Consider the following 24,100-nt stretch of genomic DNA (forward strand, 5'->3'; position numbering starts at 1 on the left):
TGGGAACACAAGCAAGAATGGCTAAGGTATTCGCGATAGCGAACCAGAAGGGTGGTGTGGGCAAGACCACCACCTGCATCAACCTCGCAGCATCCCTGGTCGCGACCAAGCGCCGGGTGCTGTTGATCGATCTCGATCCACAGGGCAACGCCACCATGGGCAGCGGTGTGGATAAACATGGCCTGGAAAATTCGGTCTACGACCTGCTGATCGGTGAATGCGATCTGGCCCAGGCCATGCACTATTCGGAACACGGCGGTTATCAACTGCTACCGGCCAACCGCGACCTGACGGCGGCCGAGGTGGTGCTGCTGGAAATGCAGATGAAGGAAAGCCGTCTGCGCAGCGCGTTGGCGCCGATCCGTGAAAACTACGATTACATTCTGATCGACTGCCCGCCGTCGCTGTCGATGCTCACGCTGAACGCACTGGTTGCCGCCGACGGGGTCATTATCCCCATGCAGTGCGAGTATTTTGCGCTCGAAGGTCTGAGCGACCTTGTGGATAACATCAAACGCATCGCCGAACTGCTGAACCCGAACCTGAAAGTCGAAGGCCTGCTGCGGACCATGTATGACCCGCGCCTGAGCCTGATGAACGATGTATCGGCCCAGCTCAAGGAACACTTCGGCGATCAGCTTTACGACACGGTGATCCCGCGCAACATCCGTCTCGCCGAAGCCCCGAGCTACGGCATGCCGGCGCTGGCGTACGACAAGCAATCGCGTGGCGCGCTGGCCTATCTGGCCCTGGCGGGCGAGATGGTTCGCCGTCAGCGCAAAAATTCACGCACCGCCGCTGCCCAGCCAACTTAAGGAATTCCCATGGCCGTCAAGAAACGAGGTCTCGGACGAGGACTGGATGCACTGCTGAGCGGTCCGACTGTCAGCGCGCTGGAAGAACAGGCAGCGCAGGCGGACAGCCGTGAGTTGCAGCACCTGCCGTTGGACCTGCTGCAGCGCGGCAAGTATCAGCCACGCCGGGACATGGATCCGCAGGCGCTGGAAGAGCTGGCGCAGTCGATCAAGGCCCAGGGCGTGATGCAGCCGATCGTGGTTCGCCCGATTGGCGGTGGTCGTTTCGAGATCATCGCCGGCGAACGTCGCTGGCGCGCAAGTCAGCAAGCCGGGCAGGAAACCATTCCTGCGATGGTTCGCGACGTGCCGGATGAAACCGCGATCGCCATCGCGCTGATCGAGAACATCCAGCGCGAAGACCTGAATCCGATCGAGGAAGCGGTGGCCCTGCAGCGCTTGCAGCAGGAATTCCAGCTCACTCAGCAACAGGTCGCCGAGGCTGTGGGTAAGTCCCGCGTCACGGTAGCCAACCTGTTGCGCCTGATTGCGCTGCCGGAAGTCATCAAGACCATGCTGTCCCATGGCGACCTGGAAATGGGTCATGCCCGTGCATTGCTCGGTCTGCCGGACAATCAGCAGGTGGAAGGGGCGCGACATGTTGTCGCACGCGGCCTCACTGTGCGCCAAACTGAGGCACTGGTTCGTCAGTGGCTGAGCGGCAAACCGGAGCCGGTCGAGCCTGCCAAACCCGACCCGGATATCGCCCGGCTTGAACAGCGTCTGGCCGAGCGGCTGGGCTCTGCGGTGCAGATCCGCCACGGCAAGAAGGGCAAAGGCCAGTTGGTGATTGGTTACAACTCCCTCGATGAGCTTCAAGGTGTGCTCGCACACATCCGCTGAAACAATTCCCCTTGTAGCGCGCAGTCGGAAATCACTACCTGACAGTTGAATAGGGGCAGAACCGCCCCTATACTCTGCGCGCATTTTGTCGGCACAAATTATGCCAAGTTATTGAATTTTGGCAGCCGACCATTGGAGAGCAATAGTGATGGAAACCCGCAAGCCAAACCGCCTGCCGTTCCATCGCCTGGCGGTTTTTCCGGTGTTGATGGCTCAATTTGTCATTTTGCTCATTGCCGCTTTGGCGCTCTGGCAATGGCACGGAGTCGTTGCCGGATACTCGGGACTTTGCGGAGGCCTGATAGCCTTGCTGCCCAATGTTTATTTCGCTCACAAGGCATTTCGGTTTTCCGGCGCCCGAGCAGCCCAGTCCATCGTCCGGTCTTTCTATGCCGGCGAGGCAGGCAAACTGATTTTGACGGCAGTGCTGTTTGCACTGGTGTTTGCAGGTGTGAAGCCACTGGCGCCGATTGCTGTATTCGGCGCGTTCGTGCTGACTCAGTCGGTCAGCTGGTTCGCTCCCCTGCTGATGAGAACAAGACTTTCGAGACCTTAGGGCGTTTGAGGCAACCATGGCAGAAACAACCGCTTCGGGCTATATCCAGCACCACTTGCAGAACCTGACCTTCGGTCAGCTACCCAACGGCGGCTGGGGCTTTGCCCACACCGCAGCAGAAGCCAAGGAAATGGGCTTCTGGGCTTTCCACGTCGATACCCTCGGCTGGTCGGTCGCGCTGGGTCTGATCTTCGTCATTCTTTTCCGCATGGCGGCCAAGAAGGCGACTTCCGGTCAGCCGGGTGCACTGCAGAACTTCGTTGAAGTCCTGGTCGAATTCGTCGATGGCAGCGTGAAAGACAGCTTCCATGGCCGTAGCCCGGTGATCGCACCGCTGGCACTGACCATCTTCGTCTGGGTGTTCCTGATGAACGCCGTCGACCTGGTACCGGTCGACTGGATTCCTCAGCTGGCCGTCCTGATCTCCGGCGACCACCACATCCCGTTCCGCGCCGTGTCGACTACTGACCCGAACGCGACCCTGGGCATGGCGTTCTCGGTTTTCGCACTGATCATTTTCTACAGCATCAAGGTCAAGGGCCTCGGCGGCTTCATCGGCGAGCTGACCCTGCATCCGTTCGGCAGCAAGAACATCTTCGTTCAGGCCCTGCTGATTCCGGTGAACTTCCTGCTGGAGTTCGTGACCCTGATCGCCAAACCGATCTCTCTCGCTCTGCGTCTGTTCGGCAACATGTATGCCGGCGAGCTGGTGTTCATCCTGATCGCTGTGATGTTCGGCAGCGGCCTGCTCTGGCTGAGCGGCCTGGGCGTTGTCCTGCAGTGGGCGTGGGCTGTGTTCCACATCCTGATCATCACCCTGCAGGCGTTCATCTTCATGATGCTGACCATCGTCTACCTGTCGATGGCGCACGAAGAAAACCATTAAGACCAGTCTCGACTAGTCTGATGTCCTTCCCGGTCAAACGGGAAGGGGCTCCTCACGGGGCACCATGAAACGATTTGTTTTACCGCTTTAATCTAAAAAACCTAAACCATACGACGTAAAAGTCGGGAGGAAAGATGGAAACTGTAGTTGGTCTAACCGCTATCGCTGTTGCACTGTTGATCGGCCTGGGCGCACTGGGTACCGCAATTGGTTTCGGCCTGCTGGGCGGCAAGTTCCTGGAAGGCGCAGCGCGTCAGCCAGAAATGGTTCCAATGCTGCAAGTTAAAATGTTCATCGTTGCCGGTCTGCTCGACGCCGTAACCATGATCGGTGTTGGTATCGCTCTGTTCTTCACCTTTGCGAACCCGTTCGTTGGTCAGATCGCTGGCTAATCATTCGGATTTTCCGAGTGATTTGGTGTGATGGACAACGTAACTGCGAGGTGTTGGCGTGAACATTAATGCGACCCTGATTGGCCAGTCCGTTGCGTTCCTGATTTTTGTACTGTTCTGCATGAAGTTCGTATGGCCTCCGGTCATCGCAGCTCTGCACGAACGTCAAAAGAAGATCGCTGATGGTCTGGACGCTGCCAGCCGTGCAGCTCGCGACCTGGAGTTGGCCCAAGAAAAAGCGGGTCAGCAACTGCGCGAAGCGAAAGCTCAGGCAGCTGAAATCATCGAGCAAGCCAAGAAACGCGGTAACCAGATTGTCGAAGAGGCCGTTGAAAAGGCCCGCGTCGATGCTGACCGTGTGAAGGTTCAGGCTCAAGCCGAGATCGAACAGGAACTGAACAGTGTCAAAGACAAGCTGCGCGCCCAAGTGGGCTTGCTGGCTGTCGGCGGCGCCGAGAAGATCCTGGGTGCCACAATCGATCAAAACGCGCACGCAGAGCTGGTTAACCAACTGGCTGCTGAAATCTAAGCGAGGGCGATCATGGCAGAACTGACCACGTTGGCCCGACCTTACGCTAAGGCGGCCTTCGAGCACGCTCAGGCCCACCAGCAACTGGCCAATTGGTCAGCCATGCTCGGCCTGGCAGCAGCGGTGTCGCAAGACGACACCATGCAGCGCGTGCTCAAGGCCCCGCGACTGACGAGCGCAGAAAAGGCCGCCACGTTCATTGACGTGTGCGGCGACAAGTTTGATGCCAAGGCACAGAACTTCATCAATGTCGTTGCCGAAAACGACCGTCTCCTGCTTCTGCCGGAGATTGCCGCTCTTTTCGACCTGTACAAGGCCGAACAAGAGAAATCGGTAGACGTTGAAGTGACCAGTGCTTTTGCATTGAACCAAGAACAGCAAGACAAACTCGCCAAGGTTCTCAGTGCACGACTCAGCCGGGTAGTGCGCCTGCAAGTTGCGGAGGATGCTTCCCTTATAGGGGGTGTCGTCATCCGCGCCGGCGACCTGGTTATCGATGGCTCGATTCGCGGCAAAATCGCGAAACTTGCCGAAGCATTGAAATCTTGAGTTTGAAGGGGCAGCAGAGCAATGCAGCAACTCAATCCTTCCGAAATAAGTGAAATTATCAAGGGCCGCATCGAAAAGCTCGATGTGACCTCCCAAGCCCGTAACGAAGGCACTGTCGTCAGCGTATCTGACGGTATCGTGCGGATTCACGGTCTGGCCGACGTCATGTACGGCGAGATGATCGAGTTTCCGGGCGGCGTCTACGGTATGGCCCTCAACCTGGAGCAAGACTCCGTAGGTGCCGTTGTACTGGGCGCATACACGACTCTGGCTGAAGGCATGAGCGCCAAGTGCACCGGCCGCATCCTCGAAGTTCCGGTTGGTAAGGAACTGCTGGGTCGCGTTGTCGACGCACTGGGTAACCCTGTTGACGGCAAAGGTCCACTGGGCAACACCGAGACCGACGCGGTCGAGAAAGTTGCTCCGGGCGTGATCTGGCGTAAGTCGGTAGACCAGCCTGTACAGACTGGCTACAAGGCTGTCGATGCCATGATCCCTGTCGGCCGTGGCCAGCGTGAGCTGATCATCGGTGACCGTCAGATCGGTAAAACCGCTCTGGCGATCGACGCGATCATCAACCAGAAAGACAGCGGCATTTTCTGCGTCTACGTGGCAATCGGTCAGAAGCAATCGACCATCGCCAACGTGGTTCGCAAGCTGGAAGAAAACGGTGCACTGGCCAACACCATCATCGTTGCAGCGAGCGCTTCGGAATCTGCAGCACTGCAATTCCTGGCTCCGTACTCCGGTTGCACCATGGGTGAATTCTTCCGCGACCGCGGTGAAGACGCGCTGATCGTTTATGACGATCTGTCCAAGCAAGCAGTGGCTTACCGCCAGATTTCCCTGCTGCTGCGCCGTCCACCAGGACGTGAAGCCTACCCAGGCGACGTGTTCTATCTCCACTCCCGTCTGCTGGAGCGCGCATCCCGCGTTTCGGAAGAGTACGTAGAGAAGTTCACCAACGGCGCAGTCACCGGCAAAACCGGTTCCCTGACCGCACTGCCGATCATCGAAACCCAGGCTGGCGACGTTTCCGCGTTCGTTCCGACCAACGTGATTTCCATCACCGACGGTCAGATCTTCCTGGAATCGGCCATGTTCAACTCGGGCATCCGTCCTGCAGTGAACGCCGGTGTTTCGGTATCCCGTGTGGGTGGTGCCGCTCAGACCAAGATCATCAAGAAGCTGTCCGGTGGTATCCGTACCGCTCTGGCTCAGTACCGTGAACTGGCGGCATTCGCCCAGTTCGCTTCTGACCTGGACGAAGCGACCCGCAAGCAACTTGAGCATGGTCAGCGCGTTACCGAGCTGATGAAGCAGAAGCAATACGCGCCAATGTCGATCGCCGACATGTCGCTGTCGCTGTATGCCGCTGAGCGTGGGTTCCTGACTGACATTGAAATCGCCAAAGTCGGCAGCTTCGAGCAAGCGCTGATTGCTTACTTCAACCGCGATCACGCCGATTTGATGGCCAAGATCAACGTTAAAGGTGACTTCAATGACGAAATCGACGCTGGCCTGAAGGCTGGTATCGAGAAGTTCAAGGCCACCCAAACCTGGTAAGCCGCAGCGGGAGCCGCAAGGCTCCCGCTTGCTAACCTGATAGGTGTTACATGGCAGGCGCAAAAGAGATTCGCAGTAAGATTGCGAGCATCAAAAGCACGCAAAAAATTACCAGCGCCATGGAAAAAGTGGCGGTCAGCAAAATGCGCAAGGCACAAATGCGCATGGCTGCTAGCCGTCCTTATGCGGAGCGTATCCGCCAGGTAATTGGGCATCTGGCCAACGCCAACCCGGAATACCGCCATCCGTTCATGATCGACCGCGCCGTCAAGCGCGTCGGCTATGTCGTGGTGAGCAGTGACCGTGGTCTGTGCGGCGGCTTGAACACCAACCTGTTCAAGGCCCTGGTCAAGGACATGGCGGTAAACCGCGAAAACGGCGTCGAGATCGATCTGTGTGTCGTTGGTAGCAAGGGTGCGGCCTTTTTCCGCAACTTCGGCGGTAACGTCGTTGCAGCTATCAGCCACCTGGGTGAAGAGCCGTCGATCAATGATCTGATCGGCAGCGTCAAGGTGATGCTGGATGCTTATCTGGACGGCCGTATCGACCGCCTGTCCGTGGTATCCAACAAGTTCATCAACACCATGACGCAACAGCCTACCGTGGAGCAGTTGATTCCACTGGTGGCGACCCCGGATCAAGAACTCAAGCACCACTGGGACTATCTCTACGAACCAGACGCCAAAGAGCTGCTTGACGGCTTGATGGTGCGTTACGTGGAGTCGCAGGTGTACCAGGCGGTGGTCGAGAACAACGCGGCTGAACAGGCTGCGCGGATGATCGCGATGAAGAACGCTACCGACAACGCCGGTGATTTGATCAGCGATTTGCAGCTGATCTACAACAAGGCGCGTCAGGCTGCGATCACCCAAGAGATCTCGGAAATCGTCGGCGGCGCTGCCGCGGTTTAACGGTTCAAATATTCAGAGGATCCAGCTATGAGTAGCGGACGTATCGTTCAAATCATCGGCGCCGTTATCGACGTGGAATTTCCACGCGACAGCGTACCGAGCATCTACGACGCCTTGAAGGTTCAAGGCGCCGAAACCACTCTGGAAGTTCAGCAGCAGCTGGGCGACGGCGTGGTTCGTACCATTGCGATGGGCTCCACCGAAGGCTTGAAGCGCGGTCTGGACGTCAACAACACTGGCGCAGCCATCTCCGTACCGGTCGGTAAAGCGACCCTGGGCCGGATCATGGACGTACTGGGCAACCCGATCGACGAAGCCGGCCCGATCGGCGAAGAAGAGCGCTGGGGTATCCACCGCGCCGCTCCTTCCTTCGCTGAACAGGCAGGTGGCAACGACCTGCTCGAAACCGGTATCAAGGTTATCGACCTGGTCTGCCCGTTCGCCAAGGGCGGTAAAGTCGGTCTGTTCGGTGGTGCCGGTGTAGGCAAGACCGTAAACATGATGGAACTGATCCGCAACATCGCCATCGAGCACAGCGGTTATTCCGTGTTCGCCGGTGTGGGTGAGCGTACTCGTGAGGGTAACGACTTCTACCACGAGATGAAGGACTCCAACGTTCTCGACAAGGTTGCCCTGGTCTACGGTCAGATGAACGAGCCACCGGGAAACCGTCTGCGTGTTGCGCTGACCGGTCTGACCATGGCCGAGAAGTTCCGTGACGAAGGTAACGACGTTCTGCTGTTCGTCGACAACATCTACCGTTACACCCTGGCCGGTACCGAAGTATCCGCACTGCTGGGCCGTATGCCTTCGGCAGTAGGTTACCAGCCGACCCTGGCTGAAGAGATGGGCGTGCTGCAAGAGCGCATCACTTCGACCAAGCAAGGTTCGATTACTTCGATCCAGGCCGTATACGTACCTGCGGACGACCTGACCGACCCGTCGCCAGCAACCACGTTTGCTCACCTGGACGCCACCGTCGTTCTGTCCCGTGACATCGCTTCCCTGGGTATCTACCCGGCGGTAGACCCACTGGACTCGACTTCGCGTCAGCTGGACCCGAACGTGATCGGCAACGAGCACTACGAGACCGCTCGTGGCGTTCAGTACGTGCTGCAGCGTTACAAAGAGCTGAAGGACATCATCGCGATCCTGGGTATGGACGAGCTGTCGGAAACCGACAAGCAGTTGGTAGCCCGTGCTCGTAAGATCCAGCGCTTCTTGTCGCAGCCGTTCTTCGTGGCTGAAGTCTTCACCGGTGCTTCGGGTAAATACGTTTCCCTGAAAGACACCATTGCTGGCTTCAAAGGCATCCTCAACGGTGACTACGACCACCTGCCAGAACAAGCGTTCTACATGGTCGGCGGCATCGAAGAAGCGATCGAGAAAGCCAAGAAACTGTAATCCAGGCGCCCGGCAACGGGCGCTAATTTAGGTTGAGGCAATCAGATGGCTATGACAGTCCATTGCGACATCGTCAGCGCGGAAGGAGAAATCTTTTCCGGCCTGGTCGAGATGGTGATTGCGCACGGTGCTCTGGGTGATCTTGGTATCGCTCTGGGCCACGCGCCGCTGATCACTAATCTGAAGCCAGGTCCGATCCGCCTGATCAAGCAAGGCGGGGAAGCCGAGGTGTTCTACATCTCCGGTGGTTTCCTCGAGGTTCAGCCGAACATGGTCAAGGTGCTTGCCGATACCGTGCAACGTGCCGCCGACCTGGATGAAGCTCAGGCTCAAGCAGCTCTCAAGGCTGCCGAAGCTGCTCTGCATGAGAAGAGCGCAGATTTCGACTACGGAGCTGCATCCGCACGTCTGGCCGAGGCTGCAGCTCAGCTGCGCACCGTCCAGCAGATCCGCAAGAAGTTTGGCGGTTAATCCGTCAGCCACTTGTTGTGCGATTGATAAAAAAGGGTAGCCTCGGCTACCCTTTTTTCTTTTTCGACTTTCAAAACCCCGGTCGCAGTTGCTGACCACCCAGGATTGGTAGCCAGTCATGTCTCTTGAAATCGTTATCCTCGCGGCCGGCCAAGGCACTCGCATGCGTTCCGCGCTGCCAAAAGTGCTGCACCCGATTGCCGGCGACTCCATGCTTGGGCATGTTATCCACAGCGCTCGTCAACTTGATCCACAACGGATTCATGTGGTGATTGGCCACGGCGCCGACGTGGTACGCGAACGTCTGGCCGCCGATGACCTGAATTTCGTGCTGCAGGACAAGCAACTGGGCACTGGACACGCCACGGCTCAGGCTGTTCCGTTCATCACTGCCGATACCGTACTGATTCTCTACGGTGATGTGCCGTTGATCGAAGTCGAAACCCTGCAACGCCTGCTCAAGCACGTTGTGCCCGGGCAGATGGGTTTGCTCACCGTCGAACTGGATGACCCGACCGGTTATGGCCGCATCGTGCGCGACGCCGACGGCAAGGTTACCGCGATCGTTGAGCACAAGGACGCCAGCGAAGCACAGCGGGCGATTACCGAAGGCAATACCGGCATTCTCGCTGTGCCGGCAAATCGTCTGGCGGACTGGATGAGTCGCCTGTCGAACAACAACGCTCAGGGCGAGTACTACCTGACCGATGTGATCGAGATGGCAGTCAGCGATGGCCTGACCGTCGCCACTGAACAACCGCACGACCCGATGGAAGTGCAGGGCGCCAATGATCGCAAACAACTCTCCGAACTGGAGCGTCACTATCAGTTGCGCGCCGGTCGCCGTCTGATGGCCCAGGGTGTCACTCTGCGTGATCCGGCCCGGTTTGATGTGCGTGGCGAAGTGACCGTGGGTCGCGACGTGCTGATCGACATCAACGTGATTCTCGAAGGCAAGGTCGTCATCGAGGATGACGTGGTCATCGGCCCGAACTGCGTGATCAAGGACAGCACTCTGCGTAAGGGCGTGGTGGTCAAGGCCAACAGCCATATCGAAGGCGCGGTGTTGGGCGAAGGCAGCGATGCCGGCCCGTTTGCCCGTCTGCGACCGGGCACCGTGCTGGAGGCCCGCGCCCATGTGGGTAACTTCGTCGAGCTGAAAAACGCCCGCATGGGTGAAGGCGCCAAGGCCGGGCACCTGACTTATCTGGGCGACGCCGAGATTGGTGCGCGCACCAACATCGGCGCCGGCACCATCACCTGCAACTACGACGGTGCCAACAAGTGGAAAACCGTGTTGGGTGAGGATGTGTTCATCGGTTCCAACAACTCGCTGGTGGCGCCTGTGGATATCTCCGCCGGTGCAACCACTGCGGCCGGTTCGACCATCACCCAGAATGTGGATAACGCGCAATTGGCGGTTGGCCGGGCGCGGCAGAGAAATATCGATGGCTGGAAGCGGCCTGAGAAAATCAAAAAGAACTGAGTTATCCACAACGCTTGAATCTGAAAAGACCGCCGCCGGCGGTCTTTTTTTATGGGCGTCGGCTTGACGACTTGCAACTGATAGGTTTTGATTGCTTCCGTTATCTTTCGAATCGAAACTTAATCAGCCATGTCGAAACGCAATACACCTCAGCGCCGTCACAACATTCTTGCCTTGCTCAATGAACAGGGCGAAGTGAGTGTCGACGAACTCGCGAAGCGCTTCGAAACTTCGGAAGTTACGATTCGCAAGGATCTTGCCGCGCTGGAAAGTCATGGCCTGCTGCTGCGTCGCTACGGTGGAGCCATCACCATGCCGCACGAGCTGGTGGCGGACGCCAGCCTCAGTGTTTCCAAATACAAACAGGCGATCGCCCGGGCTGCGGTTACACGCATCCGCGAGCATGCGCGCATCATCATCGACAGCGGCAGCACCACCGCCGCGATGATTCCCGAACTCGGCCAGCAGCCGGGTCTTGTGGTGATGACCAACTCCCTGCATGTGGCCAACGCCCTGAGCGAACTCGAACACGAGCCTGTGCTGTTGATGACCGGCGGCACCTGGGATCCGCACTCGGAGTCCTTTCAGGGCCAGGTCGCGGAGCAGGTACTACGCTCTTACGACTTCGACCAGTTGTTTATCGGTGCCGATGGCATCGACCTGGTGCGCGGTACCACCACGTTCAATGAATTGCTCGGCCTCAGCCGGGTGATGGCGGAAGTGGCGCGGGAAGTGATCGTGATGGTCGAGGCCGACAAGATCGGCCGCAAGATTCCCAACCTGGAGCTGCCATGGAGCAGCGTCCATACCCTAATTACCGATGATCGCCTGCCTTCAGACGCACGGGATCAGATTCAGGCTCGCGGTATCAACTTGATTTGCGCGACTGTCAGTCAGGAGAAATAAGCATGTGTGGAATTGTCGGCGCCGTTGCTGAACGTAATATCACCGCCATTCTGGTCGAAGGCCTCAAGCGTCTGGAGTACCGGGGCTATGACAGCGCAGGCGTGGCTGTCTTTACCAATGACGCAACCCTCGAGCGCACCCGTCGTGTGGGCAAGGTCAGCGAACTCGACGCCGCTCTGGCCGAACATCCGCTGGTCGGCCGTCTCGGTATTGCCCACACCCGCTGGGCGACCCACGGTGCACCGAGCGAACGCAATGCCCACCCGCATTTCTCCGGTGACATCGCTGTCGTGCACAACGGCATCATCGAAAACCATGAGGCGCTGCGTGAACAACTCAAGGCGCAAGGCTATGTGTTCAGTTCCGATACCGACACTGAAGTCATCGCCCACCTGCTGACTGAGAAACTCAAGACGCTGCCGGACCTGACCGACGCCCTCAAGGCTGCGGTCAAGGAGCTGCATGGCGCTTACGGTCTGGCGGTCATTTACGCGCAGCAGCCGGATCGACTGGTTGCTGCCCGCAGCGGCAGCCCATTGGTCATCGGTCTGGGTCTGGGCGAGAACTTCCTCGCTTCCGACCAACTGGCCCTGCGTCAGGTCACCGACCGTTTCATGTACCTGGAAGAGGGCGATATCGCCGAGATCCAGCGTGACAAGGTGCAGATCTGGGACGTGACCGGTAAAGCCGTCGAGCGCCAGACCGTCCAGTACACCGATGGCGCCGAAGCCGCCGACAAAGGCGAGTTCCGTCACTACATGCTCAAGGAAATCCACGAGCAGCCATCCGTGGTGCAGCGCACCCTGGAAGGTCGATTGAGTTCGGATCAGGTGCTCGTTCAGGCGTTTGGCCCACAAGCCGCTGAACTGTTCGCCAAAGTGCGCAACGTGCAGATCGTGGCGTGCGGCACCAGTTATCACGCCGGGATGGTTGCCCGTTACTGGCTCGAAGAGCTGGCCGGCATTCCTTGCCAGGTCGAGGTCGCCAGCGAGTTCCGCTACCGCAAGGTGGTGGTGCAGCCCGACACTCTGTTCGTCACCATCTCCCAGTCCGGCGAAACCGCCGACACCCTGGCCGCCCTGCGCAACGCCAAGGAACTGGGTTTCCTGGGAAGCCTGGCGATCTGCAACGTCGGCATCAGCTCGCTGGTGCGCGAGTCCGACCTGACTCTGCTGACCCAGGCCGGTCGCGAAATCGGTGTGGCCTCGACCAAGGCGTTCACCACGCAACTGGTTGGTCTGCTGTTGCTGACCCTGTCTCTGGGCCAAGTGCGCGGCACATTGGGCAAAGGCGTTGAAGCCTCGCTGGTCGAAGAACTGCGTCGTCTGCCAACCCGTCTGGGCGAAGCGCTGGCGATGGACAGCACGGTGGAAAAGATCGCAGAGTTGTTTGCCGAGAAGAACCACACGCTGTTCCTGGGCCGTGGCGCGCAATTCCCGGTCGCGATGGAAGGGGCCTTGAAGCTCAAGGAAATCTCTTACATTCACGCCGAAGCCTACCCGGCCGGCGAATTGAAGCACGGTCCGCTGGCGCTTGTGGATAACGACATGCCGGTGGTGACCGTCGCGCCTAACAACGAGCTGCTGGAGAAACTCAAATCCAACCTGCAGGAAGTCCGCGCCCGCGGCGGCGAACTGATCGTGTTCGCCGACGAGAAGGCCGGGATGACCAACGGCGAAGGCACACATGTGGTGCAGATGCCGCACATCCACGACATTCTGTCGCCGATCCTCTATACCATTCCGCTGCAACTGCTGTCGTACTACGTCGCGGTACTCAAGGGAACTGACGTGGATCAGCCGCGTAACCTGGCGAAGTCGGTGACGGTGGAATAAGTTATCCACAGTGGATCACCCCAATAAAATCGCAGCTTCGGCTGCGATTTTTTTATCCGGATCGAGGACACCATGGATCGCTTCCAGGAAATGCAGGTTTTCGCCATCGTCGCCCAGGAGCAGGGTTTTTCTGCTGCTGCGCGGCGCTTGGGTCTGTCGGCAGCCAGCGTGACCCGGGCGGTGGCGGCGCTGGAGCAGCGGATCGGTACGCAGTTGCTGATTCGTACCACCCGCAGCGTGCATCTGAGCGAAGCGGGTCTGCGTTACCTGGAAGACTGTCGGAGAATTCTCGCCGAGGTGCAGGAAGCGGAGGATTCCGCTGCCGGCAGTCATACCCAGCCCCGTGGGCAGTTGACGGTGACGGCGCCCGTTTTGTTCGGCGAGTTGTTTGTCACACCGGTGATGGCGCGTTATCTGACGCAATACCCGGACGTTGCCATCAACGCCCTGTTGCTCGACCGGGTGGTGAGCATGGTCGAGGAGGGTGTCGACGTCGCGATACGTATCGGCGAGCTACCGGACAGCAATCAGCATGCGATCCGGGTCGGTGAGGTGCGGCGGGTGATTTGTGGCTCGCCGGAGTACTTTGCGGTCCATGGCCGGCCGACCCATCCACAGGCCCTGGCAGGGGCGCCGGTGGTGGCGACGTCGGCCATCGGCCAGCAGCGCAGCTGGCCATTCATGGAAAACGGTGAACTCATTGGCGTAAGACCGGAGCCGCGTCTGGTGGTCACCGCCAATCAGGCTGCGATCACGGCAGCGTCGCTGGGCCTGGGGCTGACCCGGGTGCTGTCTTATCAGGTGGCCAGCAAGGTGGCTTCCAGCGAACTGGAAATCGTCCTCGCCGAGTTTGAATTGCCTGCGCTGCCGATCCATGTGGTGTATCAGGGCGGGCGCAAGGCGCCGGCGAGGGTGCGCAGTTTTGTCGACTTCATGGTGAACGCATTGCGTGAGCATCCCGCCTTGAAAAATGCCGCTTTATTTCATCCAGAGAAATAATGGATTGCGTTTGCTGGTGATTCTGTTGTTTTCACGATAGGTGGAAGATGGCTCCCACGGCCGCCGTCCACCCTGAACGGCGCCATCATTCAACGGAGTCGACCATGCAAGCGATCAAACTCTACAACTTCCCGCGTTCCGGCCACGCCCATCGCGTCGAGCTGATGTTGTCCCTGCTGCAATTGCCGACAGAGCTGATCTTTGTCGATCTGGCCAAAGGCGAGCACAAACAGCCCGGCTACCTGGCGATCAACAGCTTCGGGCAAGTACCGGCCATTGATGACAACGGCGTGGTGCTGGCCGACTCCAACGCGATCCTCGTCTACCTGGCACAGAAATACGGTAATGGTCGCTGGCTGCCAAGCGATCCGGTCGGCGCCGCGCACGTACAGCGCTGGTTGTCCGCAGCTGCCGGGCCAATTGCTTTCGGTCCCGCCGCCGCCCGCCTGATCACGGTATTCGGAGCGAAGTTCAACGCCGAGGAAGTGATCACCCGTGCGCATAACTTTCTCAAGGTGATGGATCAGGAACTGGGCAAAACCCCGTACCTGGTGGGTAGCGAGCCGACCATTGCCGATGTCTCGGCCTACAGTTACATCGCCCATGCGCCGGAAGGCAATGTGTCGCTGGACGACTACGCTAACGTTCGCGCCTGGCTCTCGCGCATCGAAGCGCTGCCCGGTTTTGTCGGCATGCCGCGCACTGTCGCCGGCCTGCAAACCACCGCCTGACATTGATCATCCACACTGCGCCGAGGGTGCAGGGGAGAGGCCGAGATGGAACGTTCACCGTGGCACGCTGGCGAGCAACAATTGCAGGCCCATGTCGGCGTTGCCGAACGCATGGAGGAATTCGGTCGTAAGGTGATTCGCACCTGGATGCCGGATCAGCACCGCCAGTTCTATCAGCAATTGCCCTTCATGCTGTACGGCGCGGTGGATGCCGAAGGTCGCCCCTGGGCCAGTGTGCTGGAGGGGGAGCCGGGTTTTGCTCACTCTCCCGAGCCGACGCAACTGCAGTTCGCCAGTCTGCCGGCTGCCGATGATCCGGCGCAGTTGCAGGCCGGCGCCGCGATCGGATTGCTCGGCATCGAGCTGCACACCCGCCGGCGCAATCGGCTCAATGGCCATATTGGCAGCCTGGGGGCGGACGGTTTTGCGCTGACGGTAGATCAGTCGTTCGGCAACTGTCCGCAGTACATCCAATTGCGCCAGTTTCAGCGGGTGCCACTGACGGATCCGCAGACTCGCAAGGCCGAACACCGTGACAGCCTCGATGACGCCGCCATTGCGCTGATTGAAAGCGCCGACACGTTCTTTGTCGCCAGTTACGTTGATGTCGACGGTGAGCGTTCGGTGGATGTTTCTCACCGTGGCGGCCAGCCGGGTTTTGTGCGGATCGAAGGCAATCGCCTGACGATCCCGGATTTTGCCGGCAATCTGCACTTCAACACCCTCGGCAATCTGCTGCTGAATCCCTTGGCCGGTTTGCTGTTTATCGACTTTTCCACAGGCGATGTGTTGCAGCTCAGCGGTCGTACCGAGGTGATTCTCGAAGGGCCGCAGATCGAAGCCTTCCAGGGCGCCGAGCGGTTGTGGACATTTGAAGTGGAGAAACTGGTTCGACGTCCGGCGGCCCTGGCTCTGCGCTGGCGCTTCGAGGGTATGTCGCCAACCAGTCTGCTGACCGGTAACTGGGCCCAGGCCGATGCACGGTTGCAGGCCAAGGCATTGGGTGACAGCTGGCGGCCATTGCGGGTGTCCAGGATCGAAATGGAAAGCCGCCACATCCGCTCGATCTATCTGGAGCCGGACGACGGCGCGGGTCTGCCGGTGTTTCTGGCAGGGCAACACCTGCCGCTGCGGTTCAACCTCGATGGCGAGGTGCACATCCGCACCTACAGCCTGTCGGGCGCGCCGTCAGACGATTTCTTTCGGATCAGCGTCAAACGTGAAGGTCGTGTGTCGACGCACCTGCACGAGCAGATTCGCGTGGGCGATGTACTGGAGGCGCGCCTGCCTCAAGGACATTTCACCGTAGCGGCGTTGGAACGCCGTCCATTGGTGTTGCTCGCCGCCGGAGTCGGCATCACGCCGTTGCTGTCGATGCTGCGTGAGGTGGTGTATCAGGGCCTGCGGACTCGGCGGATTCGTCCGACCCTGTTTGTTCAGAGTTCCCGCAGCCTCGCCGACCAGCCGTTTCGCGCGGAGCTGGATCGCTTGCTGGAAGACGCCGGTGACGCCGTGAAGGTGTTGCGAGTGCTCAGCCAGCCAGAGGACGATCTGGTGCAAGGCGAGGATTTCGATATTCGTGGCCGTATCGATGGCGATCTATTGCGCAATCTGCTGACCGACGAGGACTTTGATCAGGTCGACTTTGTGCTCTGTGGTCCCGGCGGTTTTACCCAGGGGATCTACGATACTTTGCGTGAACTGGATGTGCGGGACCGGCAGATCCACGCCGAAACCTTCGGCCCTTCGACCCTCAAGCGCCAAGCCGATCCGGATGCGATCGTGATCGAGCAATTGCCCGCCGCGACCACGTCGGTGCCGGTGGTGTTCGAGCGTTCGGCCAAGGAGGCACGCTGGCAGCCTGACGGCGGCAGTTTGCTGGAGCTGGCGGAAAGCCGCGGTCTGCGTCCGGAATTCAGTTGCCGCGGTGGTTCGTGCGGCACCTGCAAGACACGGCTGATCAGCGGCGCGGTGAATTATCCACAGCCTCCGGCGGACGTGCCGGAGGAGGGGCAGGTGCTGATTTGCTGCGCGGTACCGGCACAAAGTGCCCAGCCGCTGGTGCTGGATCTGTAACGGATCAGGCGAAGGACAATGCCTTTTCTTCCAGCAGCTCCTGATACAACTCGGTCCACTTGCGGCCCATCTCATCGGCTGTGAATAACTGCCGATAACGGGCCTCAGCCTTGAGGCCCATTTCGGCGGCGCGGGCCGGGTTTTCCCACAGGGTGCGCATCGCTTCACGAAACGCCTGTGGATGACTCGGTGGCACCACCAGTCCGGTTTCGTTGTGGATATTGATATAGCTGGTGCCGGTGCCGATCTCGCTGGAGATCATCGGTTTGCCGTACATCGCGCCTTCGAGCAGCGAAATGCCGAACGCTTCCGAGCGCAGGTGCGACGGGAATACGATGGCGTAGCTCAGTTGCAGCAGGGCGACCTTGTCTTCATCGCTCAGACGGCCGAGGAAATGAATGTTGCGCAGGCCCAGCGCGGCGGCCTGGGCGTGCAGTTCCTGCTCCAGCGGGCCGGCGCCGACGATCACCACCGGATAGTCCACGTCTTTCAAGGCGTCGAGCAGGATGTGCAGGCCCTTGTAATAGCGCATTACCCCGACGAACAGGAAAAACTTATCCCCAAGCTGCTGACGCCAGCGGTTCATGCGCTCGACGTCGGGCTGTGGATAACCTGCCTTGTTCAATCCATACGGGATGACGCGGGTCTTGTCCCGAAACTGCTGCAACACATCGCTGGTGTGCAGGTAGTTCGGCGAAGCCGCGACAATCCGGTCGGCGCTGGCGAGAAAGCGGTTCATCAGGGGGCGATAAAGTTTGAGCAGGTGCTTCTGGCGAATGATGTCCGAGTGGTACGTCACCACCGTCGGTTTGTTCACGCCGCTGGCGAAGTGCACCAGATCCATGAACGGCCACGGGAAGTGGTAGTTGATCACGTCGGCTTCGGCGGCCAGTTCGCGAAACCGCTTGAACACGCTCCAGGAAAACCCGGTGGAGGCGAACTGCACGTCCAGTCTGGCCCGATGCACTTCGTGCTGGCCAAGGCGTACCACGGCTGGCTCGGGATTGGCGCTGAGCGTCAGTACCTGGCCTTCGATGCCGTGCTGGGCGCCACTTTCGCAGAGTTGAAAGATGACTTGTTCGATACCGCCGACCGAGTCAGGCAGGTATGTCTTGAAAAAATGGAGAACCCGCATTCAACCTCCCATGGCCTGGTGGTAGGCGCCGGCCGTGGCCTGCGCGCAACGCTTCCAGGAAAAAAGCCGTGCCTGCTGCAATCCGGCTTCCCGGCATGCCTGCCAGTGCGCTTGATCATCGATCAGTCGGCTCATCGCATCACGCAAGCCGTCTGCATCGTCAGCTTCAATATAGTTGCCGGCATCGCCCGCCACTTCCGGCATGGCCGAAGAGCGGGTGAGCACCACCGGCGTGCCGCTGGCCATCGCTTCCAGCACCGGCAGGCCGAACCCCTCATACAGCGACGGAAAAACCAGCGCCCGGGCGCCGGCCAGCAATTGCGCGACTTGCTCATCGGGCAAATAGCCGAGCAGGCACACGTGCCCGCAAGCCAGCGCCTGATTCAATTCTTCACTGAACTGATCGCGCTGCCAGCCGGCCATGCCGACGATCAACAGCGGGAAACGCTGGCGCACCCGTTCCGGCAGCCGCCCGTGGGCGCGCAGGGCCAGGTTAAGGTTCTTGCGCGGCTCCAGAGTCCCGACACACAGGAAATACTCCCGGTACTCGACCGCATGGGCCTTGAGCACCGCATCGATGTCGTGCGGCTCGCGCGGATGGAAGCGCTCGGCAACACCCAGCGGTGCGACCACGAAGCGCTCGGCAGGCAGTCCGAAATAATCCCGGGCCTCGTCAGCGATGGCTTGTGAGTCAGTCAGAATGATCCGCGCCTGGCGTACGCCGTCGGCGAGCCGCCGTTCGATTTCCCGCAGCCGTGCCGGCGGCTGGGTCTCGGGAAAATGCAGGTGCGTGAGATCGTGCAGGGTGATCACGGTCGGGCCGTCGAAGGCCAGCGGCCACAGGCTTGGTTCGTGATACAGATCGACCGGTTGCGCAGGGCCCTGATCGAAGCGCTTCTGCTCCAGCCAGCGGCGCGCCTGATAGGCGCCTGGGATCTGCCGCAGCAGCGGCGTCAGGCGCGAATAACCGGGCATCGCCGCTTCCGGCAGTTGCGAGCTCCAGCCCCAGCCATGGAACAGCGCCACTTCGATATCGGTTTCCGCGTGCAAGGCATTCACCAGCTCGGCCACGTAATGGCCGATGCCGGTGCGCGGTGCCTGGAGAATCCGGGCGTTAAGGGCTATGCGCATGTTGCCTCGCTGACACCTCAGGTGCCTCCAGCACATGGCGCGCGGTACGCTCGGCCAGTTGCGCGCTGGCTTCGCGCCAGCCGATCCATTGCCAGTCGCTCACATCGCGGGCCGCGGGGAATCGACCGCTGCGTTCAAAGGTCTGCACCAGATCGGCGAGGCTGTGCGGCGATTGCAGATCGAAATACGCCATGAATTCACCGCCGATCTCGCGGAACACCGGTATGTCACTACCCATCGCCGGCAGCCCGCGCTGCATCGCTTCCACCAGCGGCAGGCCGAAACCTTCGATGAACGACGGAAACACCAGTGCGCTGGCATGGGCGTAAGCGTGTTCAAGGCTGGTGTCGCTCAAGTCGTTGAACATGAACAGACGCCGGTTCAGTTCGGGATGATTGCGGATCCGCGCAAGCAGCGCGTCGCACTTCCAGCCAATGCGCCCGGCAATGCACAAGCGAGCTTTCGAGCCGTTCGCCCAGGCATGGTCGAAGGCATCCAGCAGATAGTCGTGGTTCTTGCGCGGCTCGATGGTGCTGACCATCAGAAACACTGGCTCCGGTGTGGCGAACAGCTGTTGCAAACGTGGTTCGACGCCGGCTTCGACGCTCTGCAGATCCAGCTCCGAACCGAGGTGAAAGTAGTCGAACCAGCGTTTGCCGACTTGCGCCGATCCCAGGCGACGTTGCAGTTCTGCCCGCACCTGATCGCGCACCGTGGCGGAAATCGCCATGAAGCCGTCGGCGTTGCCGGCGATCCAGTCGAACCACTCGCTGTACACCTCGACCAGCCGCGTGTCGTAGAACTGCGGATGGGACAGCGGAATCAGGTCGTAGATCACCGCAACGAGGCCCAGGCCTTCCTGTTTGAGGCGCTCGGCATGCAGGAAAAAGTCCGAATGCCATGACGAATCCAGCAGCACCAGTTGATCGCCTGGCTGGTGTTGCAGTGGTTCACAGCGTTGAGGCATTTGATAGCGATTGACCTGCTCGACCAGCCGCAGCGGTAGCCCGAATGCACCGAACGAGGTCAGGCGATAGCCGACGTACAACACGCGTCGTGCCAGTTTTGTGCGGCAACGGGTGTCCAGCCGTTGATGCAGCTGCCAGAAACGATGAGCCAGCCGTTCCAGGCGTTCGCCAAACGTGACGATGGCATTGAACAGCGGCGAATCCAGCGGCGCCAGACGCTTCACACGGTATAACTGGCCCTTGAGCAGAACCACCGGCACGCATTCGACGCCTTCGGCACTCGGCGGCAGCTGTTTGATGACGTTGCGCACCACCCGCTGAATCCCCGAATTGACCTTCGGGTGTTTGAAGACGTGGGTGCATTCGACCAGCAGGCGGGTCATGGCGCACGCTCCGCGAGGTTGTCCGCATGGCGGGTGATCGACGTGTGGGCGCCCAGCCAGGAACAGCCGACGAAATCTTCCTTGCGGTTGTTGATTACGTGAAATACCAGACCGTAGTCGCGCCATTCGAAGTTGCGGTCCAGGTGCGAGTCCAGTCGCGACAGGCTCAGGGCGACTGAATAGTTGCCCTTGCCCAGGCCCATGACGAAGGCGAAGCGATAGGTGATGCGCTCACCCGCCCGCAGGTCTTCCAGCGCCTGGTTCTGGCGGTGGGTATTGATGCCGTACATGGCCTGGCCCAGGCGATCCTTGATCAGGAAGCCGAGCACCAGCCGTTCGATGTCCTGACGAATCTCCACCTCGACTTCCAGTGTCACCGGCTGACCGACTTCGGCGGCGTCGATAGAGCGTTCGCGTTCATCGAGCAGACGCACGCTGAGGATCCCGGCCTCGCCGGTGCCGGACACGGTGCGTACCTGGCCGCCGTCGAGCAGTTCCTGGCGCACGGTCTGGCCTTCGCGCTCGGCGAGCAGGGCATTGTAGTAATCCATCACCGCTTCGGGCTTGTCGTGCATGACCATGTGGCCGCCCTCGAGCAGGATCGCCGAGTCGCAGATCGACTGGATCGCCGAACGGTCGTGGGACACGATCAACAGCGTGGTGCCGGCCTTGCGGAAGCTGCGGATGCGGTCGAAGCTTTTGTGCTGAAAGTAGGCGTCGCCCACCGACAGTGCTTCGTCGACGATCAGAATGTCCGGGCGGCGCGCGGTGGCGACGCTGAAGGCCAGACGCATCTGCATGCCGCTGGAGTAAGTGCGCACCGGGTGATCGATGGCCTCGCCGATTTCCGCGAAGCGTTCGATGTCCGGCATCAGTGCTTCGATGTCTTCGACCTGCATGCCCAGCAGTTGCCCGGCCATGATTGCGTTCTGTCGGCCGGTGAAGTCCGGATGAAAGCCCATGCCCAGTTCCAGCAGCGCGGCGACCCGGCCCTCGAGTTGGATCTGGCCGCAGGTCGGCTGAGTGGTGCCGGTGATCATTTTCAGCAGGGTGCTTTTGCCGGCGCCGTTGACCCCGACAATGCCCACCGCTTCGCCGGGGGCGATCTCGAAATTCACGTCTTGCAGCACCCAGTGCTGGCGATGGCGCATTGGCGAAAACGGTATCAGCCATTCGGCCAGGCGACTCCAGCGAGTGGGGTACTGCTTGTAGGCCTTGCCCAGGCCGGTAACGCGTATGTGCCCCATCAGAGTTCATCCACCATTTCGCCGACCCGCCGGCGAAACAGGCGCAGGCCGACCGCACACAACAGCAGGCCGATCACGAAGATCGGCAGCAGCGAACTCCACACCGGCCACTGACCGTAGAGAAACAGGTTCTGATAACTGCCGATCAGATTGGTCAGCGGATTGAGCTGCAACAGGCGTTGCACCCACTCGGGCAGGATGCTCAGCGGGTACACGATCGGGGTCAGCCAGAACCAGAATTGCAGGCAGATGGCGAATAGCTGTCCGACATCGCGAAAGAACACGTTGAGCACGCCGAGGATCATGCCCAGCCCGGCGCAGAACAGCACTTGCAGCGCCAGCAGCGGCACCAGTGCCAACAGGGCCATGCCCGGCCAGCGTCCGGTGATCAACAGAAAGCCGAGGAACAGGCCGATGATGATCGCGAAGTTGATCCCGGCATTGAGCAGCACGATCACCGGCAGGCACAGGCGCGGGAAGCTGATTTTCTTCAGCAGGTTGGCGTTCTCCAGAAACATGTTCTGGCTGCGCAGGGTGATTTCCGAGAACAGGCCCCAGGTCAGCAGCCCGGCGCACAGGTAGACGCTGTAGGCCATGCCGTCGTCCACGCCGGGCAGACGGGCGCGCATGATGTGGGAAAAGATCACCGTGTACACGATGATCATCGACAGCGGGTTGAGTACCGTCCACAGCGCGCCGAACAGCGAATTGCGATACCGCGCTTGAAACTCCCGCTTGACGCTACCGAGGATGAAACCCCGGTAGTCATGCAGCGAGCGGTACAGGGAAAGCAGCATTCACACCGTCCTGCCGTATTGGTCTTCGAAGCGGACGATGTCGTCCTCTCCCAGGTATTCGCCACTTTGCACTTCGATGATCACCAGGTCGATGACGCCGGGGTTCTCCAGGCGATGCTTGTGACCGGCGGCGATAAACGTTGATTCGTTCTTTGCCACCAGGGTCGTGCCGCTGCCGTTGTTGGTGACCTTGGCCATGCCTTCGACCACCACCCAGTGTTCATTGCGGTGATGGTGCATCTGCAACGACAGCTTGCCGCCGGGTTTGACCACGATGCGCTTGATCTTGAAGCGCGGGCCTTCCTCAAGCACGGTGTAGGTGCCCCACGGACGGCTGACCGTGCGATGCAGACGATAGGCTTCGTGAGATTTGTCCTTGAGCTGTTTGGCCACCCGCCGCACATCCTGCGCACGGTCGGCGTGGGCCACCAGCACGGCGTCGGCGGTGTCGATGACGATCAGGTCTTCAACACCTACTGCGGCCACCAGCCGGCCTTCGCTTTGAACGAAGTTGTTGCGGCTGTCGATGAAGATCGCCTCGCCGCTGGCGCGATTGTTATCGGCGTCGGCCGGCACCAGCGCGGCGACTGCGCCCCACGAACCGATATCGCTCCAGTCGAAACCGGCGGGCACCACCACGACTTTCTCGGAGCGTTCCATTAACGCGTAGTCGATGGATATGTCGGTGATCTCGGCGAACAGTTGCGGCGACAGTTCCTGTTGCAGGTAACCCGTGGTTTCCAGCGGTTCGCTGGCGGCCATGCAGGCGCGCGTCTGTTCCAGCAGCTCGGGGGCGTGCAGCTCCAGCTCTGCGATCAGGGTGGCGGTGGTGAAGCAGAACATTCCCGAGTTCCACAGGAAGTTGCCGCTTTCCAGGTAATGGGTGGCGGTTTGCAGGTCGGGCTTTTCCACGAAACGCTGGACCTTGGCTGCGCCTTTTGCATCCAGCGGGGCGCCGGTCTCGATGTAGCCGAAGCCGGTTTCCGGGGCGGTCGGCACCACACCGAAGGTCACCAGATAACCGTCTTTCGCCAGATTGACCGCGTGCTCGACTGCGCTTTTGAGTGCGTCTTCGTTGACGATCAAATGGTCGGCGGGCATCACCACCATGATCGCTGCATCACCGTGCAAGGCTTGCAGCGACAGTGCCGCCGCCGCGATGGCCGGTGCAGTGTTGCGCCCGGTGGGTTCAAGCAGGAAGTGCCCGCGATGGCGTGAAAGGCGCGCGGCCTGATAGTGATCCTTGCTCTGGAAGTAGTACTCGCGATTGGTCACCGTGACGATGTCGCCCCAGCCGTCCAGCAGCGCGGCGGCGCGGCGGTAGGTCTTGCCCAGCAGCGACTGGCCGTCGGGCAGGGTCATGAATGGCTTGGGATGGCCCTCGCGGGACACCGGCCACAAACGGGTGCCGGCACCGCCGGACAGAATCACGGGGATCAGCATGG

23 protein-coding genes are annotated in these 24,100 nt (G+C 60.1%); 17 read left to right on the top strand and 6 right to left on the bottom strand.

From position 1 onward, the window contains the following. Positions 1-17 precede the first annotated feature (17 nt). The 17 genes from CAF73_RS06115 (at position 18) to CAF73_RS06195 (ending at position 16,994) form a co-directional block, all read left to right on the top strand. On the top strand, positions 18-815 hold the full coding sequence (locus CAF73_RS06115) for a ParA family protein (RefSeq protein ID WP_039764974.1): 798 nt from the start codon (positions 18-20) through the stop codon (positions 813-815). Positions 816-824: 9 nt separating this feature from the next. After that, positions 825-1,697 (top strand): ParB/RepB/Spo0J family partition protein, encoded by an 873-nt coding sequence (locus tag CAF73_RS06120; protein WP_085686130.1) that lies wholly within the window; start codon positions 825-827, stop codon positions 1,695-1,697. Between the two features lie 148 nt (positions 1,698-1,845). Then, on the top strand, positions 1,846-2,253 hold the full coding sequence (locus CAF73_RS06125; RefSeq protein WP_003229783.1) for a F0F1 ATP synthase subunit I: 408 nt from the start codon (positions 1,846-1,848) through the stop codon (positions 2,251-2,253). Positions 2,254-2,269: 16 nt separating this feature from the next. Then, positions 2,270-3,139: a F0F1 ATP synthase subunit A gene (gene atpB, locus CAF73_RS06130; RefSeq protein WP_085696631.1), complete on the top strand. Its 870-nt coding sequence runs from the start codon at positions 2,270-2,272 to the stop codon at positions 3,137-3,139. 134 nt (positions 3,140-3,273) lie between these two features. Next, entirely contained in the window at positions 3,274-3,531 is a 258-nt protein-coding gene (gene atpE, locus CAF73_RS06135) for a F0F1 ATP synthase subunit C (protein ID WP_003097235.1), read from the top strand. A 58-nt stretch (positions 3,532-3,589) separates the two neighbouring features. Next, a complete protein-coding gene (locus CAF73_RS06140; RefSeq protein WP_007954149.1) occupies positions 3,590-4,060 on the top strand; it encodes a F0F1 ATP synthase subunit B in 471 nt (156 codons plus the stop codon). A 12-nt stretch (positions 4,061-4,072) separates the two neighbouring features. Further along, positions 4,073-4,609 carry a F0F1 ATP synthase subunit delta gene (locus CAF73_RS06145; protein WP_085702246.1) on the top strand — a complete coding sequence of 179 codons (537 nt, stop codon included), beginning with the start codon at positions 4,073-4,075 and terminating at the stop codon, positions 4,607-4,609. Positions 4,610-4,630: 21 nt separating this feature from the next. After that, positions 4,631-6,175 (top strand): F0F1 ATP synthase subunit alpha, encoded by a 1,545-nt coding sequence (atpA, locus tag CAF73_RS06150; protein WP_085696635.1) that lies wholly within the window; start codon positions 4,631-4,633, stop codon positions 6,173-6,175. A gap of 50 nt (positions 6,176-6,225) precedes the next feature. Then, the gene (gene atpG, locus CAF73_RS06155; protein WP_040071850.1) at positions 6,226-7,086 is read left to right on the top strand and encodes a F0F1 ATP synthase subunit gamma; all 861 of its coding nucleotides are present in this window, start codon (positions 6,226-6,228) and stop codon (positions 7,084-7,086) included. 27 nt (positions 7,087-7,113) lie between these two features. Then, positions 7,114-8,490, top strand: coding sequence for a F0F1 ATP synthase subunit beta (gene atpD, locus CAF73_RS06160; protein ID WP_065260117.1), 1,377 nt, complete (start codon positions 7,114-7,116; stop codon positions 8,488-8,490). Positions 8,491-8,535: 45 nt separating this feature from the next. Beyond that, positions 8,536-8,961, top strand: coding sequence for a F0F1 ATP synthase subunit epsilon (locus CAF73_RS06165; RefSeq protein ID WP_007954164.1), 426 nt, complete (start codon positions 8,536-8,538; stop codon positions 8,959-8,961). Positions 8,962-9,079: 118 nt separating this feature from the next. Then, positions 9,080-10,447: a bifunctional UDP-N-acetylglucosamine diphosphorylase/glucosamine-1-phosphate N-acetyltransferase GlmU gene (glmU, locus tag CAF73_RS06170; protein ID WP_085702247.1), complete on the top strand. Its 1,368-nt coding sequence runs from the start codon at positions 9,080-9,082 to the stop codon at positions 10,445-10,447. 129 nt (positions 10,448-10,576) lie between these two features. Continuing rightward, a complete protein-coding gene (locus CAF73_RS06175) occupies positions 10,577-11,353 on the top strand; it encodes a DeoR/GlpR family DNA-binding transcription regulator (protein WP_085696639.1) in 777 nt (258 codons plus the stop codon). A 2-nt stretch (positions 11,354-11,355) separates the two neighbouring features. After that, positions 11,356-13,188 carry a glutamine--fructose-6-phosphate transaminase (isomerizing) gene (glmS, locus tag CAF73_RS06180; RefSeq protein WP_085702248.1) on the top strand — a complete coding sequence of 611 codons (1,833 nt, stop codon included), beginning with the start codon at positions 11,356-11,358 and terminating at the stop codon, positions 13,186-13,188. A 72-nt stretch (positions 13,189-13,260) separates the two neighbouring features. Then, a complete protein-coding gene (locus CAF73_RS06185) occupies positions 13,261-14,187 on the top strand; it encodes a LysR family transcriptional regulator (protein WP_085702249.1) in 927 nt (308 codons plus the stop codon). A gap of 104 nt (positions 14,188-14,291) precedes the next feature. Continuing rightward, positions 14,292-14,918: a glutathione S-transferase family protein gene (locus CAF73_RS06190; RefSeq protein WP_085696644.1), complete on the top strand. Its 627-nt coding sequence runs from the start codon at positions 14,292-14,294 to the stop codon at positions 14,916-14,918. Positions 14,919-14,963: 45 nt separating this feature from the next. Then, a complete protein-coding gene (locus tag CAF73_RS06195) occupies positions 14,964-16,994 on the top strand; it encodes a pyridoxamine 5'-phosphate oxidase family protein (protein ID WP_085702250.1) in 2,031 nt (676 codons plus the stop codon). A gap of 4 nt (positions 16,995-16,998) precedes the next feature. Here CAF73_RS06195 and CAF73_RS06200 read toward each other — a convergent pair whose 3' ends face one another. From CAF73_RS06200 to CAF73_RS06225, 6 genes are read right to left on the bottom strand one after another with little or no spacing between them, the layout of a single operon-like run. Continuing rightward, a complete protein-coding gene (locus CAF73_RS06200) occupies positions 16,999-18,129 on the bottom strand; it encodes a glycosyltransferase family 4 protein (RefSeq protein WP_085702251.1) in 1,131 nt (376 codons plus the stop codon). Continuing rightward, positions 18,130-19,260 (bottom strand): glycosyltransferase family 1 protein, encoded by a 1,131-nt coding sequence (locus tag CAF73_RS06205; protein ID WP_085696648.1) that lies wholly within the window; start codon positions 19,258-19,260, stop codon positions 18,130-18,132. Next, positions 19,244-20,611, bottom strand: coding sequence for a glycosyltransferase family 1 protein (locus tag CAF73_RS06210; RefSeq protein WP_085702252.1), 1,368 nt, complete (start codon positions 20,609-20,611; stop codon positions 19,244-19,246). Before CAF73_RS06210 ends, CAF73_RS06205 begins: the two co-directional genes overlap by 17 nt. Then, positions 20,608-21,858 carry an ABC transporter ATP-binding protein gene (locus CAF73_RS06215; RefSeq protein WP_085702253.1) on the bottom strand — a complete coding sequence of 417 codons (1,251 nt, stop codon included), beginning with the start codon at positions 21,856-21,858 and terminating at the stop codon, positions 20,608-20,610. Before CAF73_RS06215 ends, CAF73_RS06210 begins: the two co-directional genes overlap by 4 nt. Next, positions 21,858-22,655, bottom strand: coding sequence for an ABC transporter permease (locus CAF73_RS06220; RefSeq protein ID WP_011336675.1), 798 nt, complete (start codon positions 22,653-22,655; stop codon positions 21,858-21,860). Before CAF73_RS06220 ends, CAF73_RS06215 begins: the two co-directional genes overlap by 1 nt. Continuing rightward, positions 22,656-24,098: a mannose-1-phosphate guanylyltransferase/mannose-6-phosphate isomerase gene (locus tag CAF73_RS06225; protein WP_085702254.1), complete on the bottom strand. Its 1,443-nt coding sequence runs from the start codon at positions 24,096-24,098 to the stop codon at positions 22,656-22,658. Positions 24,099-24,100 lie beyond the last annotated feature (2 nt).

The sequence above is a fragment of the Pseudomonas sp. B15(2017) genome (assembly GCF_002113215.1).
Classification (GTDB): Bacteria; Pseudomonadota; Gammaproteobacteria; order Pseudomonadales; family Pseudomonadaceae; genus Aquipseudomonas.